Source organism: Brevundimonas sp. FV1ps31S (genome assembly GCF_058681265.1).
Genome location: NZ_CM178735.1, coordinates 3,330,125 through 3,344,849, shown reverse-complemented (window position 1 = coordinate 3,344,849; position 14,725 = coordinate 3,330,125). Strand labels below are relative to the sequence as shown.

General features: G+C 68.0%; 16 protein-coding genes. 8 read left to right on the top strand and 8 right to left on the bottom strand.

Annotated features, from left to right (window positions below):
- Positions 1-105 precede the first annotated feature (105 nt).
- Both ACVPT3_RS16070 and ACVPT3_RS16065 read right to left on the bottom strand, forming a co-directional pair.
- Entirely contained in the window at positions 106-846 is a 741-nt protein-coding gene (locus tag ACVPT3_RS16070) for a M48 family metallopeptidase (RefSeq protein WP_492041841.1), read from the bottom strand.
- A complete protein-coding gene (locus ACVPT3_RS16065; protein WP_492041840.1) occupies positions 812-2,092 on the bottom strand; it encodes a polyhydroxyalkanoate depolymerase in 1,281 nt (426 codons plus the stop codon). Before ACVPT3_RS16065 ends, ACVPT3_RS16070 begins: the two co-directional genes overlap by 35 nt.
- A gap of 198 nt (positions 2,093-2,290) precedes the next feature.
- On the opposite strand from ACVPT3_RS16065, the gene ACVPT3_RS16060 reads away from it, so the two are divergent.
- From ACVPT3_RS16060 to ACVPT3_RS16050, 3 genes are all read left to right on the top strand, one after another.
- Positions 2,291-2,629 (top strand): hypothetical protein, encoded by a 339-nt coding sequence (locus ACVPT3_RS16060; protein WP_492041839.1) that lies wholly within the window; start codon positions 2,291-2,293, stop codon positions 2,627-2,629.
- 108 nt (positions 2,630-2,737) lie between these two features.
- Entirely contained in the window at positions 2,738-3,961 is a 1,224-nt protein-coding gene (locus ACVPT3_RS16055; protein WP_492041838.1) for a hypothetical protein, read from the top strand.
- Positions 3,962-4,060: 99 nt separating this feature from the next.
- The gene (locus tag ACVPT3_RS16050) at positions 4,061-4,402 is read left to right on the top strand and encodes a PilZ domain-containing protein (protein WP_492041837.1); all 342 of its coding nucleotides are present in this window, start codon (positions 4,061-4,063) and stop codon (positions 4,400-4,402) included.
- Between the two features lie 7 nt (positions 4,403-4,409).
- Here ACVPT3_RS16050 and ACVPT3_RS16045 read toward each other — a convergent pair whose 3' ends face one another.
- On the bottom strand, positions 4,410-5,273 hold the full coding sequence (locus ACVPT3_RS16045; protein WP_492041836.1) for a haloacid dehalogenase-like hydrolase: 864 nt from the start codon (positions 5,271-5,273) through the stop codon (positions 4,410-4,412).
- 40 nt (positions 5,274-5,313) lie between these two features.
- Entirely contained in the window at positions 5,314-5,841 is a 528-nt protein-coding gene (locus ACVPT3_RS16040) for an S-type pyocin family protein (RefSeq protein ID WP_492041835.1), read from the bottom strand.
- A 113-nt stretch (positions 5,842-5,954) separates the two neighbouring features.
- On the opposite strand from ACVPT3_RS16040, the gene coaBC reads away from it, so the two are divergent.
- The 4 genes from coaBC to ACVPT3_RS16020 all read left to right on the top strand — a co-directional run bounded on the left by coaBC (position 5,955) and on the right by ACVPT3_RS16020 (position 8,782).
- Positions 5,955-7,184, top strand: coding sequence for a bifunctional phosphopantothenoylcysteine decarboxylase/phosphopantothenate--cysteine ligase CoaBC (gene coaBC / locus ACVPT3_RS16035; protein WP_492041834.1), 1,230 nt, complete (start codon positions 5,955-5,957; stop codon positions 7,182-7,184).
- Positions 7,181-7,639: a dUTP diphosphatase gene (gene dut, locus ACVPT3_RS16030; protein ID WP_492041833.1), complete on the top strand. Its 459-nt coding sequence runs from the start codon at positions 7,181-7,183 to the stop codon at positions 7,637-7,639. Before coaBC ends, dut begins: the two co-directional genes overlap by 4 nt.
- Positions 7,640-7,654: 15 nt before the next feature.
- Positions 7,655-7,828 carry a hypothetical protein gene (locus ACVPT3_RS16025; protein WP_492041832.1) on the top strand — a complete coding sequence of 58 codons (174 nt, stop codon included), beginning with the start codon at positions 7,655-7,657 and terminating at the stop codon, positions 7,826-7,828.
- 150 nt (positions 7,829-7,978) lie between these two features.
- On the top strand, positions 7,979-8,782 hold the full coding sequence (locus ACVPT3_RS16020) for a DUF4019 domain-containing protein (RefSeq protein WP_492041831.1): 804 nt from the start codon (positions 7,979-7,981) through the stop codon (positions 8,780-8,782).
- Positions 8,783-8,798: 16 nt separating this feature from the next.
- Here the strand turns inward: ACVPT3_RS16020 and ACVPT3_RS16015 are convergent, their stop codons facing one another.
- The gene (locus tag ACVPT3_RS16015; protein ID WP_492041830.1) at positions 8,799-9,737 is read right to left on the bottom strand and encodes a DMT family transporter; all 939 of its coding nucleotides are present in this window, start codon (positions 9,735-9,737) and stop codon (positions 8,799-8,801) included.
- Positions 9,738-9,882: 145 nt separating this feature from the next.
- Between ACVPT3_RS16015 and ACVPT3_RS16010 the strand changes: the two genes are divergently transcribed.
- Complete coding sequence (locus ACVPT3_RS16010) at positions 9,883-10,248, top strand: hypothetical protein (protein ID WP_492041829.1); 366 nt, start codon at positions 9,883-9,885, stop codon at positions 10,246-10,248.
- A 252-nt stretch (positions 10,249-10,500) separates the two neighbouring features.
- Here ACVPT3_RS16010 and dapB read toward each other — a convergent pair whose 3' ends face one another.
- From dapB to dnaK, 3 genes are all read right to left on the bottom strand, one after another.
- Positions 10,501-11,250 carry a 4-hydroxy-tetrahydrodipicolinate reductase gene (dapB, locus tag ACVPT3_RS16005; RefSeq protein WP_492041828.1) on the bottom strand — a complete coding sequence of 250 codons (750 nt, stop codon included), beginning with the start codon at positions 11,248-11,250 and terminating at the stop codon, positions 10,501-10,503.
- Complete coding sequence (gene dnaJ / locus ACVPT3_RS16000; protein ID WP_492041827.1) at positions 11,247-12,449, bottom strand: molecular chaperone DnaJ; 1,203 nt, start codon at positions 12,447-12,449, stop codon at positions 11,247-11,249. Before dnaJ ends, dapB begins: the two co-directional genes overlap by 4 nt.
- A 174-nt stretch (positions 12,450-12,623) precedes the next feature.
- Complete coding sequence (gene dnaK / locus ACVPT3_RS15995; RefSeq protein ID WP_492041826.1) at positions 12,624-14,531, bottom strand: molecular chaperone DnaK; 1,908 nt, start codon at positions 14,529-14,531, stop codon at positions 12,624-12,626.
- Positions 14,532-14,725: the final 194 nt, after the last annotated feature.

The window sequence follows — 14,725 nt, the reverse complement described above, 5'->3', positions numbered from 1 at the left end:
GCGACACAGGCTCGCTGTTTGAAAGGTCGTCTCAGCCGCGCCGTTTGCCCCCTCCGTCACGGCGCTATGCGCCGCGCCACCTCCCCCAAGGGGGAGGAGTGGGTTCTACCGCCCCACGGCGTGCAGGGCCGCGCCGTAGTCCTTCAGCCATTTGCGCCAGGGCTTGTGGTCGCCGACCAAGCGTTCGACGACCGACCAGTAGGCCGGGCTGTGGTCGGCGTGGACCAGGTGGGCGACCTCGTGGGCGGCCAGATAGTCGATGACCGGGGGCGGGGCCATGATGACGCGCCAGGAGTAGCGGATGGTGCGGTTGTGCGGGCTGCACGAGCCCCAGCGGGATCGGGTGTCGGCGATGGAGACCGTGACCGGCGCCTGGCCCAGGGCGCGCAGATGATGGTCGGTGCGTTCCAACAGGGTGCTGCGCGCCTCGCGCTTCAGCAGGTTCTCGATCCGGCGGGCGTAGGCCTCGCCCTCGCCGCCCGAGCGGATGACGGTTCCGTCTTCGACCAGGCGGGCTGCGCCGGCGCCGGGCGTCGCCTCCAGCCGCACGGGCTTGCCGCGCAGGGCGATGACCTGGTCCGGCTGCAGCGGCCGGCTTTTGGGCCGCACCGCCAGACGTTCGGAGATCCAGACGGACTTTGACCGGGCGAAGGCCACGGCCTGGGCCAGGCCGCGCTCGGTCGGGGCGATCACCACCGCCTCGCCGGCCCGCGCGTCGATCCGCACCGACAGGCGCCGGGCGCGGGGATTGACCGACAGTCTCAGCGTCGGGCTCAGCGTCGGGCCGGAACCGTGTTCCGGCCGTCCTTCGTCAAGCGGCAGCCGCTGACCGTTGCGGTACGCCAAGGCGGGCCTCGTTCTGGGCGATGAAGTCGCGGACGCGGGGGTAGATCTCGTCGCGGAAACGACGACCGTTGAAGACCCCGTAATGGCCCACGCCGGGCTGGACGTACAGCACCCTCTGATCCTCGGGGATGCTGGAGCACAGGCCGTGCGCCGCCTGGGTCTGGCCGACGCCGGAGATGTCGTCCTTCTCGCCCTCGACCGTCATCAGGCCGATGTCGGTGATCTTGCTCAGATCGACCTTGCGCCCGCGATGCTCCAAGAGGCCGCGCGCCAGCAGATGCTGCTGGAAGACGATGTCGATGGTCTGGAGGTAGAATTCCTCGGTCAGGTCCAGCACCGACAGATATTCGTCGTAAAATTCCTCGTGCTTCTCGACCCCGTCGCCATCGCCGTCGATCAGGCTGTTGAAATAGTCCCAGTGGGCGTCGCGGTGGCGCGTCTCGTTCATCGACATGAAACTGTAGAGCTGGACGAAGCCCGGATAGACCCGCCGGCCGAAGCCCGCATAGGGCAGGGGCACAGTGTGGATCATGTTCGACCGGAACCAGGTGAAGGGCTTCTCCTCCGCCAGCTGGTTGGTCACGGTCGGCGACAGGCGGGCGTCGATGGGCGAGCCCATGAAGGTCATGGAGGCGGGGCGGTTGTCGTCGCCGTCCTCGGCCATCACCGCCCCGGCCGCCAGCACCGGCGGTCCCGGTTGGCAGACCCCGACCACATGGGCCCGCCCGCCGATCTCGGCCAGCATCCGCCGCACGTGGTCGATATAGTCGAAGAAGTCGAACCGGCCTTCCAGCACCGGGATCTGACGGGCGTTGATCCAGTCGGTCACATAGACGTCGTGGTCCTGAAGAAAGGCCTCCACCGTGCCGCGCAACAGGGTGGCGTAATGGCCCGACAGGGGGGCGACGATCAGCACGGCGGGACCGGACGCCGGCTTTCCGGCCCGCTTCAGGTCGCCGATATTGCGGGCGAACCGGACCAGGCGGCACCAGGGGCTCTGCCAGATCACCTGTTCGGTGGTGCGGACAGGTTTGCCGCCGACATCGACCGTCTCCAGCTTCCAGTCCGGCTTGCCATAGCGTCGCGTGACGCTCTCGAACAGCTCGGCCGAGGCATAGGCCGTGCGGCCGATCGCGGTGTCCGCCGCCGGGTTGAAGGGGGAGGTCCAGAAACGCCGGGCCATCTGGGCGCCGATCCGGAACGGCAGGGCCGACTGGTAGGCGAGTTCGTGAAACGCGTAGAGCATGACGATCCATTGCGGGTCTCGCCGTGACCGGGAACCGGGCCGGCGGGCCGTTTTGCTGCAGGGCAGCATAGCGGTTTTTCGCGTCGGGGTGCAGTTATTCGCAGTCTCGTCCAAGCGAGCCCCGCGTTCGATCTTCTCGTGGTCGCGGGAACGTGGTCTGATGCGGGCGATGTCCGGGGGGACGTCGTGGAGCATTCGATGTTGGTCTCACTGACCCTCGCAAGCCTGCTGGTTCAGCCGGCGCCGACCGTCGGCCTCGTCTCCTACGAGGAGGCGGTCCGTTGCGCCGGCCTGACGCAGGCCGCGTCCGAACTGGAAGGCGGAGAGAGCACGCAAGGCCGCCGCCTGTATGACGCCGCCCTGTTCTGGTCCCTGGCGGCGATGCAGGTCGGCGGCGCCGCCGGAAAGGCCGCGCCGGCGGCCGAGGCCGACCAGACCCGGGCCAGGATTGAAGCCGTGCGTCAACTGAGCGCTGAGGCGCCCGCCGCCAGGGCCGCCCTGGAGCGGTGTCTGCGGAAAACGCCGGACCTGAACTGAAATCATCCTTAAGGCCGAGCTGAACCGCCGGGACGGCGTCGCGTTTGCATTAAGACCTGAGGGGGACGCACCGTTCGTCCCGAAGCGGGATTGAGAGGCGTTCACCGCATGTTCGAGTTCGGCCGAGACCTTCGCAAGCTTTTCGCCAACGCCCGCGAGAGCGAGGACCTGGGCTGGATCGAGCTGATCGGCGTCGACCTTCTGGCGGTCGAGGCGCGACGCGAATCCATCGACGCCGGGCGGGTGTCCTGCACCCGGCCCTTCGAGACCGAGAGCCGCGCCGCCGCGCTGTGGCGCGAGCACGCCCGCCGGAGCGGTGAGGTCGGCAGCCTTGACCGCGCGGATCGCTGCGTCGAAAGCCTGGCGCGCGCCGCCGTGGGCGACGACCAGACGACGCGGGTCGCCGTCGAAAGGGCGCAGACCCTGATGTTGCGGTTCGACCTGTGTGGGGATCCGGTCAATCTCGATCGCGCCCTGGCGGCCTTGAGTGCGGCCGGCAGGCCTCGGCGCGCCCGTCTCACGGGGGACCTGTCCGCGGTCCATGCGCGGCTGACGGCGCGCAAGGCGCGCCTGTCCGGGGATCCCGCGGCCTTGCTGGACGCGGCAGCCCTGATGGACGCGGCGCAGCACGGCGCGGGTGCGAGCGACGCCGACCTGAGGCTGGACCGGGCGAGCCTGGCGCTGGAGGCGGGGGTCATGAAGCGCGACGCGCGCTTGCTCGACCAGGCCGGGCGGGATCTGGGCGCCCTGGTCGAGGCCGCTTCGCCCGACCAGCGCCCGCTGACGCGCGCTCGGGCGCTGGCGCTCTGCGGCGCGGGCCTGTCGGCCCTGGCCGCCATCGCCGATCACGAGGAGGCCGGCGCTCAGGGACGGGCCATGTTCGACGCCGCCGCCGACCAGTTTACGGCGGATCACAGCCCGCTGGACTGGGCTGTGATTCAGATGCTGCGCGCGGGCGATGACGCCGTGCCCCTGATGCTTCTGAACCAGGCCGAACTCCTCACCCAAGGTCAGGGCCTGATCGTCGGCGCCCTCGTTCGCGAGCGCCGCATGGCGCGCGAGATCGCCCTGGCCGAACTGGTGCGCGACCTCGCCGGTCTGGACCTGCTGGAAGTCCGTCTGCGCAAGCGAGTCGTCGAGGCGGCCCCGCTGGACTGGACGGCCGATCAGATCGGTCTGGCCGAGCTGGCCCTGGCCCGTCATCGGCTGGGCGGACCGGCGCCGAGCCATCTGCCCCTGATCCTGAACGAGGCGATTCTCACGGCCCGGGAACAGGGCGTGCCGGTTCTGGCCGAGCGGGCCGCAAGCCTGCTCTGGACGCTGGAGCTTTGACGGCGCATTGCCTTTCCAGGCGCGCTGGAAGCCGGCCGCAGACCGTCGGGATCGCGGCGCGGTCGGTCAGTCCAGGCTGCACGTTCTGAGGCCACGAGTATGTTCGGATCCAAGCCCGCGTCTTCAGCGGATCGACGGTCGCAGCCGCGTCACATCGTCAATGCGCGCGGAATCGTCTGCGCGCCCGGCGTCGAGACGGCCTGTATCATCGTCGACCTTTCGGACAACGGCCTTCGGCTGAGACTGGATCGCGGCGCGGCCCTGCCGACCGAGATTGTCGTGGTCGACGTGGCCCAGGGCGTCGCCTATCCCGCCGTCGTGGTCTGGCAGAAGGGACAGGAGGCGGGCGCCCGACAAACCGGCGCCAAGTCCCTGCGCGGCCTTGCCCCCGCCCGGCTGGTCGCGGCCCGCGACGCCTGGCTCCGGGCCGGCGGACGCTAGGTCTGTTTCAGAGGCCCGCCGGCATGGCGCCGACATTGATGGCGATTCGGCCGATCAGTCCCTTGACGATCAGGTCCAGGGCCGAGCCCTCGCGATAGTCGGCGGCGGCGACGAAATTGACCCGGTCCTCCGAGATCAGGGAATAGACCTTCTTCTGGTCCTTCTCGTTCGAGCGGGGGTCGTAGACGGCGATCGAGAAGCCGCCCTTGGTGTGCATCATCTTCATGGTCGGGACGTCGGTGTCGCCGTCGCCGATGAAGATCATCCGGTCGAACGGCACCGTCCGCTGGTCGTCGGGGATGAAATGATTGATCCGCTCGTGCTCCCAGTGGTTCTTCACCCCCTTGTTGATGCGGAACAGGTACTGGGTCTTGGTGGTGTAGTTGACGCCCACGGCGGGCCAGGCGGCCTCGCCCTTTTCGTCATAGACGTAATGGGAGGCGAAGACGTGGTTCAGGGCGGGGCGGATCGGCGTGCCGTCGATCATCTCCTCCAGGCCGGCGGAGACGATATAGTGTTCGATCTCCAGCCCGTAGCGCGCCCCGAAGGCGTTCATCCGGTCGAACCAGCTCAGATCCTTCAGCCCTTCGAACAGGGCCACCGCCTCGCCGTGCTGGCGAAGGGTCTCGCGCGTCACCGGCGCCCCGTTCTGGCGCGCGTGGTGGAGCATCAGTTGCATATACATCAGGATGCCGTCGCCGTCGGCCTCCTTGGTCAGGCGTTCGGCTTCTTCCCAGAAGGCGCCGATGCCCATGCCCACGGAGGGGATGAAGCTGACCTCCTGCATATTGCCGCGCGCCAGGGTGCCGTCGAAATCATAGATCAGCGCCGTCTTCAGCAGCGGCTTTTCGCCAGAGGGGGCGTCGGACATCGGGCGGGCTCCAGATCAGGGTCGGACCCCGCCGTCTATATCAGCCGTCGCCTTGCGTCGATTGCCGCCTCTGGCCGGAGGTCGGGGCCGCCGCCTTCTGTTCGGCCCAGTAGTCGGCGCCGGTGGTCGGCTTGAACATGGTGCGGGGCGTGCCGTCGCGCGCCGCCACGGCGAAGGTGTTGGTCGAGGCCTGATAGATCAGGGTGTCGCCATTGGGCCGTTTCACCGTCTCGGCGTCGCGCGGCGGTTTGGCGGTGAAGGCCGTGACCTTGTCCAGATAGTCCCCGGCCGAGGTGGCGCCGAAATCGGCGCCATTGCGCTGATAAAGCCGGGCGATCTTCGCGTCGACGGTCTCGCGCCGCCCGTTGGTCAGGACCGGCTTGGGCTGGGCCGCCGCCGAACCGTCCGCGGTTTCCGTCGCGGTCATGGCCAGGCCGATGGGCGCGGCCTCGGCCGTCCGGTCCCGCGTCTGCACCGCCGAGGCGTTGTCGCAGGCCGCCAGCCCCGTCACCAACAGTCCCGCCGTCGCCAGAGCTATCGCCGCGCGCTGTCGCTGGTTCGCAGTCATCCCGTCCCTCCATCAAATGCCCGCCTGACGCGATACAAGCACAACCTTTATGTTCCTGCAATGTTCTTTTCCTCCGTCTCGACGGCGTCGCGCGGGGCGGCTAGACCGAGGTCATGGACAATCGCCCCCTCTCGAACCGCAAAATCCTGCTGATCGTCGGCGGCGGCATCGCGGCCTACAAGGCGCTGGAGCTGGTGCGGCTGATCGCCAAGGCGGGCGGCCAGACGCGGGTGATCCTGACCGAATCCGGGGCCGAGTTCGTGACGCCGCTGTCGCTGGCGGCGCTGAGCGGCCATCCGGTGCGGTCGGGGCTGTTCCACCCCGACGACGAGACCAGCATGGGCCATATCGAGCTGTCGCGCTGGGCCGATCTGGTGGTGGTGGCGCCGGCGACGGCGGGTCTGATCGCCAAGGCGGCGAACGGCTTGGCCGACGATCTGGCCTCGACCACATTGATCGCGACGGACAAGCGGGTGTTGCTGGCCCCGGCCATGAATGTGCGGATGTGGGAGCATCCGGCGGTCCAGGCCAATATGGAGCGTCTGAAGGCCTTTCCCGGCTTCCATGGCGTCGCCGTGGTCGGGCCGGACGACGGCGAGATGGCCTGCGGCGAATACGGACCCGGCCGGATGGCCGAGCCGGCGGCGATCCTGGAGGCGATTCAGGGCTTGCTGGCCGGTGCGGCCGGACGGCCCCTGGCGGGAAAGAAGGCGGTGGTTACGGCCGGGCCGACCTTCGAGCCTATCGATCCAGTGCGGGGCCTGACCAATCGCTCCAGCGGCAAACAGGGCTACGCCATCGCCGCCGCCCTGGCCGAACTGGGGGCGGAGGTGACCCTGGTGTCCGGGCCCACGGCCCTGGGCGCGCCGGTGGGCGTGACGCGAGTCGACGTGGAGAGCGCGCTGGAGATGCAGGCGGCGACCCAGTCCGCCCTGCCCGCCGACATCGCCGTTCTGTCGGCCGCCGTGGCCGACTGGCGCGTGGACACCATCGCGGGCGGCAAGATCAAGAAGGGGCCGGGCGGGCCGCCGACCCTGGCCCTGATCGAGAACCCCGACATCCTGGCCGGGATCGCCGCGCCGGGCCCGAACCGACCCTCCCTGGTCATCGGTTTCGCCGCCGAGACCACGGACCTGGAGGCCAACGCCCGGGCCAAGCTGTCGCGCAAGGGCTGCGACTGGATCATCGGCAACGACGTGTCCGACGACGTCTTCGGCTCGGACGGCAACGCCGTGCTGCTGGTCACCGCCGACAAGACCGAAACCTGGCCCCGCCAATCCAAGACCGCGATCGCCCAGGCCGTCGCGGCCCGTATCGCCGACCATTTCAAGAGCGTCCAATGACCACCGAGACCGCCATCCAGATCCTGCGCCTGCCCCATGCCGAGGGCCTGCCCCTGCCGGCCTATGAGACGGCGGGATCGGCCGGGATGGATCTGCGCGCGGCCGTGCCGGAAGACCAGCCGATGACCCTGGCGCCCGGCCAGCGCGCCCTGGTGCCCACAGGGCTGAAGATCGCCCTGCCGCTGGGCTACGAGGCCCAGGTGCGGGCGCGCTCGGGTCTGGCGCTGAAGCACGGCATCATCTGCCCCAATGCGCCGGGCACCATCGACAGCGACTATCGCGGCGAGTGCGGCGTGATCCTGGCCAATATCGGCGCCGACCCCTTCGTCATCCGTCGCGGCGAACGGATCGCCCAGCTGGTGATCGCCAGGCACGAACGCGCCGACTGGGTCGAGGTCGAGACGCTGGACGAGACGGCGCGCGGGGCGGGCGGGTTTGGGTCGACGGGGCGGTAGGGACAGGAAAACGATATGGTGCGGAAGTCAGGAATCTGGTCGCTGATCGCCAGACGCACCGTCTTCTGGCTAGCCGTAATGATACCTCTGAACATGGTGGCCCATTTGATCACCGGTTCGAGCGCGCCTTGGGTGATCCTGCCTATCGCGGCCCTCTTTCTCACCCTTGGCATGATGGCGCTGACCTGACAGCAGCCCGACTACCGGCGACGCGGTCGTCTGCATCAGGCTGTCTTTGCGGCGGACGTGTTTTGCGCCAGGCGCCGATCAGGCCGTTTCGCCTGAGGGTGGCGGTGTGGACGTCGGCCGCCTAGGCTCGTCTCGTCGAAGGAGGACGGGATGAACGAGGCGCTGCAGTCCCTGAGCGAGCGGGAGAAGGAGACCCTGCGGCTTCTGGCTCGAGGGCATGACGCCAAGTCCGTCGCCCGCCAACTGGATCTGTCCGTCCATACGGTGAACGAGCGGCTGCGTTCGGCGCGCAACAAGCTGGGGCTGTCGAGCAGCCGGGCCGCAGCGAGGCGTCTTGTGGAAGCCGAGGCGGGAGGCGCGTCGGAGGCCTACATGGAGCGACCCGAATTTCTTGGAGACAAGGAATTAGGGGGAGACCCGACAGCCGAGGGTGTCAGAGTCGCCGCTTCATCGCAAAGCCGTCGGGTCATCTCCTCGACCCGATGGATTATCGGAGGACTCGCCGTCATGTTGTCGCTCGCCGTCGCCGCCCTGATCTTCACCTATGCCGCCGGACCCGCTGCCGCGCCGACGAATTCGCCGCCTAGGCCCGTCTCGTCTGTCGAAGCGGCTGAGCCCGGCGAGGGGGCCGAGGCGGCCCTGGCCTGGATCGCCCTGCTGGACCGGGAACAGTGGGTCGACAGCTGGGATGCGGCAGGGAGCCTGTTCCAGGCCCAGGTGACGCAGGCGGACTGGGCCTCGACCGTGGCTTCGGTGCGCGCGACGGTCGGGCCCGTGGTGTCTCGGACCCAGATCAGCGTGGCCCCGTCCACCACGCTTTCGGGACTGCCCGCCGGGGAATATCAGGTCATTCAGTACCGGACGGCGTTTCGCGACAAGACGGAGTCCGTCGAGACCGCAGTCCTGATGCGCGAGCGCGGGAGCTGGAAGGTGATCGGCTACTTCATTCGCTGACGGTCGCGCACTCGCCCTAAACCGGCGGGGCGGTCGTCTGCATCAGGGCGTTCTTGCGGCGGACGTGTTCGCGCCAGACGGTGTAGAGGCCGCTGGCGGCGATGAGGGCGGCGCCGGCCAGGGTGTTGGCGCTGGGCGTCGCGTGCATCAGCCACCAGCCGAAGACGACCGCGCCGACGATCTGGAGATAGTCGAAGGGGGCGACGACCGCGACCGGGGCGGCGCGCAGCGAGGCGGTCATGCACAGCTGAGCCAGACCGCCGGCGACACCCGAACCGATCAGCAGGCCGAAGGTGGCCGGGGCGTGCATCCTGCCCACGAAGATCAGCAGGATCGCCCCCACCACGGACGAGGCGGCGAAGAACCAGAAGACGATGGCGGCGACATGTTCGGTGTCGCGCAACTGGCGCAGGGTGATGGTGACACCGGCCGTCAGCAGGGCGCCGGCCAGGGCGAAGCCGATCCCGACCAGGGGAATGGCGTGGTCGCCGCCGCCTGAGATCAGCGTGGCGGGCCGCATGACGATAATCACCCCGATAAAGCCGACCGCCACGGCGGCCCAGCGGCGCGGGCCCACGGCCTCCTTCAGGATCAGGAAGGACAGCAGGGTGGCGAAGATGGGGGAGGTGAAGCTGAGCGTCGTCGCGTCGGCCAGCGGCAACAGGGTCAGGGTCTGGAACAGGCAGAGAATGGAGACGATGCCCAGGGCGCTGCGGCCGGCGAGCGCCCAGGGGCGACGGGTCGTCAGTCCCGCCAGGCCGCCCGGCTGGGTCAGCACCCAGATCACCACGACCGGCAAACCGAAGAAGGCGCGGTAGAACAGCATCTCGGCCGCCACCACTCCGTCGAACGAGGCCAGTTTCAGCGTCGCCGTCATGATCGAAAAGGCGCCCGCCGCCGCGATCCTGAGCGCGATGCCGCCGGCGATGTCTTCGACGCTGGTACGGGCCTTCATATCGTCCTGTCGATCCTGCGATCCGTCCCTCAGGCGGGGGCATATCCTTCAAGGGGAGCCTTTAAGCACGGACGGCGTTAACCGATACGAACCGTCCAAGCTTGGCCGGGACGTTTTTTCCAACTTTCTTTGCAGGAGTGACGACGTGGAAAATCTGATCGATCAGATCGGCGACTTCCTGAGCGGAATCGCGGGTCTGGCCAGCGCCGGCTTCGACGGCGTCAACCAGGTGATGGGGCTGATCATCGCCATCATCGCCGCCCTGCTGATGGTGGACTGGCGGTCGCTGGCCTCGACGGCCCTGGGCGCGACCCTGGTGCATCTTATCGTCTTGGCCATCCTGCCGGTGCTGAACGGGGGCGAGTTCGCCCTGCCGGCGATCCTGACCGTCGGTTTCTGGATGACGGCCCTGGCCCTGTTCCTGGGCTACGCCATCGTCATCGCCATCTTCTTCTTCATCAAGACCCTGCTGACGGGGACTGCGTTCGGGCGACGCCGGGTGGTGCACTGAACCAAGTGGGCCTAGCGCGGTTCGCGCGACTTGAGGCCCGTTGATCCCGTCACCCTCGGGCTTGTCCCGAGGGCCTGCGGTTCCGCCTCGCAAACGGTTGATGGGACGCTAGGTCGCCCGACGTCGAAGGCTGAAATCTGGATCCGACGCAGGCCCTCGGGACAAGCCCGAGGATGACGGATTGAATATTGGAATCGCGCTCAAGGAGCGAGCGACCGCGTCGCGAGCGTAGCGCGAAGCGCCCCCTAAGTGTCAGGCCTGCCTGAAGCCCAACACGTCCTGCATGTCGTACAGGCCGGGTCCGCGCGTGCGAACCCAGGCGGCGGCGGCGACAGCGCCCTTGGCGAACAACGCCCTGTCGATCGCCGAATGGCTGAGGGTCAGGACTTCGTCTTCGGAGGCGAACAGGACGGTGTGCTCGCCGACGATGCCGCCGGCGCGGATCGAGGAAAAGCCGATCTTGCCGCTCTCGCGCTCGCCCTGGACACCGTCATAGGGCTTGGACTGCACGTCAGACAGGTCGGTGAACCGGCCCTCGGCGGCGGCTTCGCCCAGCATCAGGGCGGTGCCGGACGGGGAATCGACCTTGCGGCGGTGGTGGGCCTCGGTGATCTCGATGTCCCAGTCCTGGGCGTCCAGGCGCTGGGCCGCGTGCTGGACCAGGCCGATCAGGATGTTCACGCCCAGGGAGAAGTTGCCGCTCTTGACGATGGCGATCTTCTCGGCGGCCTTGATCAGCTCAGCCTCCTGCTCCGGCCTGAAGCCGGTGGAGCCGATGACCAGGGCCGGGCCGCCGCGCGCGGCCGCACCCTGGGCCAGGGCCAGGGAGGCGTCGGGCGTCGAAAAATCGATGATGACGTCGCACAGCGAGATGTCGGCCGTCTCGCCCCAGTCGAAACGGGCGGCGACGACCACGTCCTCGCGCGCATCGAGAACCTGGGACACCGCGCGACCCATCCGGCCGCGATAGCCGGAAATGCCGGCGTGGAAGATTGCGCTCAAACCACGTTTTCTTTCGACCCGTCCGCATCCTGATTGCGCAGGATGTCGGCCCAGAAGCGCTTCGCCTTTCCGGCGAAGCTGGAGTTGCGGGGGTTCTGCCCCTCTCCGAACGACAGGGCAAGCTCTTGCAGCAGTTCCTTCTGACGGGGGGTCAGGTCGGTGGGGGTCTCGACGAACAGTTCGACCACCAGATCCCCGCGCGCCCGGCCGTTCAGGTGGGGCATGCCCTTGCCCTTGATCCGGACCGTCTTGCCGGTCTGGGCGCCGGCGGGCACGGCGACGGACGCCTTGCACTTGCCGTCGCAGGCGTCGGACACCAGGCAGGGGGCGTCGATCTCGCCGCCCAGGGCCGCCACCGTCATTGGCACAGGCACGGTGACCAGCAGGTCCAGGTTGTCGCGCTCGAACAGGTCGTGCGGCGTCACCGACAGGAAGACGTACAGGTCGCCGCGCGGCCCGCCGCGCTGACCGGCGTCGCCCTCGCCCGACAGGCGAATGCGCGAGCCGTCATCCACGCCGGCGGGGATCTTAAGGTTCAGGGTGCGGGTCTTGCGGACCTGGCCGTGGCCGTGACAGGTCGTGCACGGATCGGCGATCATCTGGCCGGCGCCGTGGCAGCGGGGGCAGGTGCGTTCGACCTGGAAGAAGCCGTTGGCCTGGCGCACCCGGCCTGCGCCGTTGCAGGTGGTGCAGGTGACGGGCTTGGTGCCGGGCTTGGCGCCCGAGCCCTCGCAGGTCTCGCAGGTCATGGTGGCGGGGATGTCGATCTCGACCTCGGCGCCCTTGTAGGCCTGCTCCAGGCTGATCTCGAGATCATAGCGCAGGTCCGAGCCGCGACGCGGTCCGCCCTGCTGGCCCCGGCCCGCCTGGCGGCCGCCGAAGGCGTCTCCGAAGGCGTCGCCGAACACCTGGGAGAAGATGTCGTTGATGTCGGAAAAGCCCTGCTGGCCCTGGCCGAAGCCGCCGCCTGCGCCGCCGTTGACGCCTGCGTGGCCGAACCGGTCGTAGGCCGCGCGCTTCTGATCGTCCGACAGGACCGTATAGGCCTCGGAGATTTCCTTGAACTGGGCCATCGACTCTTCCGAGCCGCCGTTGCGGTCCGGGTGATGGATCATGGCCAGCTTGCGATAGGCCGATTTCAGGCCGGGCGCGTCGATGGTCCGTTCGACGCCTAGAATCTCGTAATAGTCACGCGCCATCGGGCGTCAGTCCTCATTACTTCCCCTGCCGCTTCCCTCGGATCTCTGTGGATCCTGGAGGAAGACGGTGTCCCGGCTGACATGGGGGCCGGGACGAATGATGCAAGTTTCATGAAAAGGCCCCGCCTATCGCAAGACAAGCGGGGCCGTATCATTTCGCCGACCTGTTGCGGATCAGGCGCTCTTCTTCTCGTCGCCGTCGGCGTCCGACACGTCCTCGAACTCGGCGTCGACCACGCCGTCGTCGGCCGGGGCCGCATCGGCGTCGCCGGCGCCCTGCTGTTGGGCGTACATGGCTTCACCCAGTTTCATCGAGGCCTGGACCAGGGTGTTGGTCTTGGCGCGGATGTCCTCGGCGTCCGTACCCTCGCGGGCGGTCTTCAACTCGGTCAGGCCGGTTTCGATCGCGGTCTTGACGTCGGCCTCGACCTTGTCGCCGTGTTCGGCCAGGGCCTTCTCGGTCGAGTTGATCAGGCTGTCAGCGGCGTTCTGGGCCTCGACCAGATCCTTGCGAACCTTGTCGGCGGCGGCGTTGGCCTCGGCTTCCTTGACCATCTTGTCGATGTCGGCGTCCGACAGGCCGCCGTTGGCCTGGATGCGGATCGACTGCTCCTTGTTGGTCGCCTTGTCCTTGGCCGAGACGTTGACGATGCCGTTGGCGTCGATGTCGAAGGCGACCTCGATCTGCGGCATGCCGCGCGGCGCCGGCGGGATGCCCATCAGGTCGAACTGACCCAGCATCTTGTTGTCGGCCGCCATCGGGCGCTCGCCCTGGAAGACCCGGATCGTCACGGCCGACTGGTTGTCGTCGGCGGTCGAGAAGGTCTGGCTCTTCTTGGTCGGGATGGTGGTGTTGCGCTCGATCAGGGGCGTGAAGACGCCGCCCAGGGTCTCGATGCCCAGGGTCAGGGGCGTCACGTCCAGCAGCAGCACGTCCTTGACGTCGCCTTGCAGAACCCCGGCCTGAACCGCGGCGCCCAGGGCCACGACTTCGTCAGGGTTGACGCCCTTGTGCGGCTCCTTGCCGAAGAAGGCCTTCACGGCCTCCTGCACCTTGGGCATGCGGGTCATGCCGCCGACCAGGACGACTTCATCGATGTCCGAGGCCTTCAGGCCAGCGTCGGCCAGGGCCTTCTTGCACGGCTCGATGGTGCGGGCGACCAGGTCATCGACCAGGGCTTCCAGCTTGGCGCGCGACAGTTTGATGTTCAGGTGCAGCGGGCCCGAGGCGTTCATGGTGATGAACGGCAGATTGACCTCGTACTGGGTCGTGGAGCTCAGCTCCTTCTTGGCCTTTTCGGCTTCTTCGCGCAGGCGCTGGAGGGCCAGCTTGTCCTGGCGCAGGTCGACGCCCTGTTCCTTCTTGAACTCGTCGGCCAGATAGTCGGCCAGGCGCACGTCGAAGTCCTCGCCGCCCAGGAAGGTGTCGCCGTTGGTCGACTTCACCTCGAAGACGCCGTCGCCGATCTCCAGGATCGAGACGTCGAAGGTGCCGCCGCCCAGGTCATAGACGGCGATCTTCTGACCTTCGTTCTTTTCCAGACCATAGGCGAGCGCGGCCGCGGTCGGCTCGTTGATGATGCGCAGGACTTCAAGCCCGGCGATCTTGCCGGCGTCCTTGGTGGCCTGGCGCTGGCTGTCGTTGAAATAGGCCGGGACGGTGATGACGGCCTGCGTCACCTTCTCGCCCAGATAGGCCTCGGCGGCCTCCTTCATCTTGATCAGGGTGAAGGCCGAGATCTGTTGCGGCGAATAGTCCTTGCCGTGGGCGCGGACCCAGGCGTCGCCGTTCGGACCCTTGACGATCTCATAGGGCACCATGCCCTTGTCCTTGGCCACGACGGGGTCGTCGAAGTTGCGGCCGATCAGGCGCTTGATGGCGAAGAAGGTGTTGGCGGGGTTGGTGACGGCCTGACGCTTGGCGGGCTGACCCACCAGGGTCTCGCCGCCGTCCTGAAGGGCGACCACCGAGGGGGTGGTGCGGGCGCCTTCGGCGTTCTCGATCACCTTGGGGTTCTTGCCGTCCATGACGGCCACGCACGAGTTGGTGGTGCCGAGGTCGATGCCGATAATCTTGGCCATGGGCGTTCTGTTCTCTCCGTGTGGCGGGCGATGCGGCGGCCTTCGACGAAGCGCCGCGCGTGACCGCCCCCTGTGGGTTGGCGTGATAGATGCCGGATAGCCCCAAACTTCTCGGGGTTTCTCCGAAGCTGGCCCCGATATGGGAAAGTCCCATAGGCCTGCAAGGGCGTTCTGCGATTCAGCGGTGCGGCGGA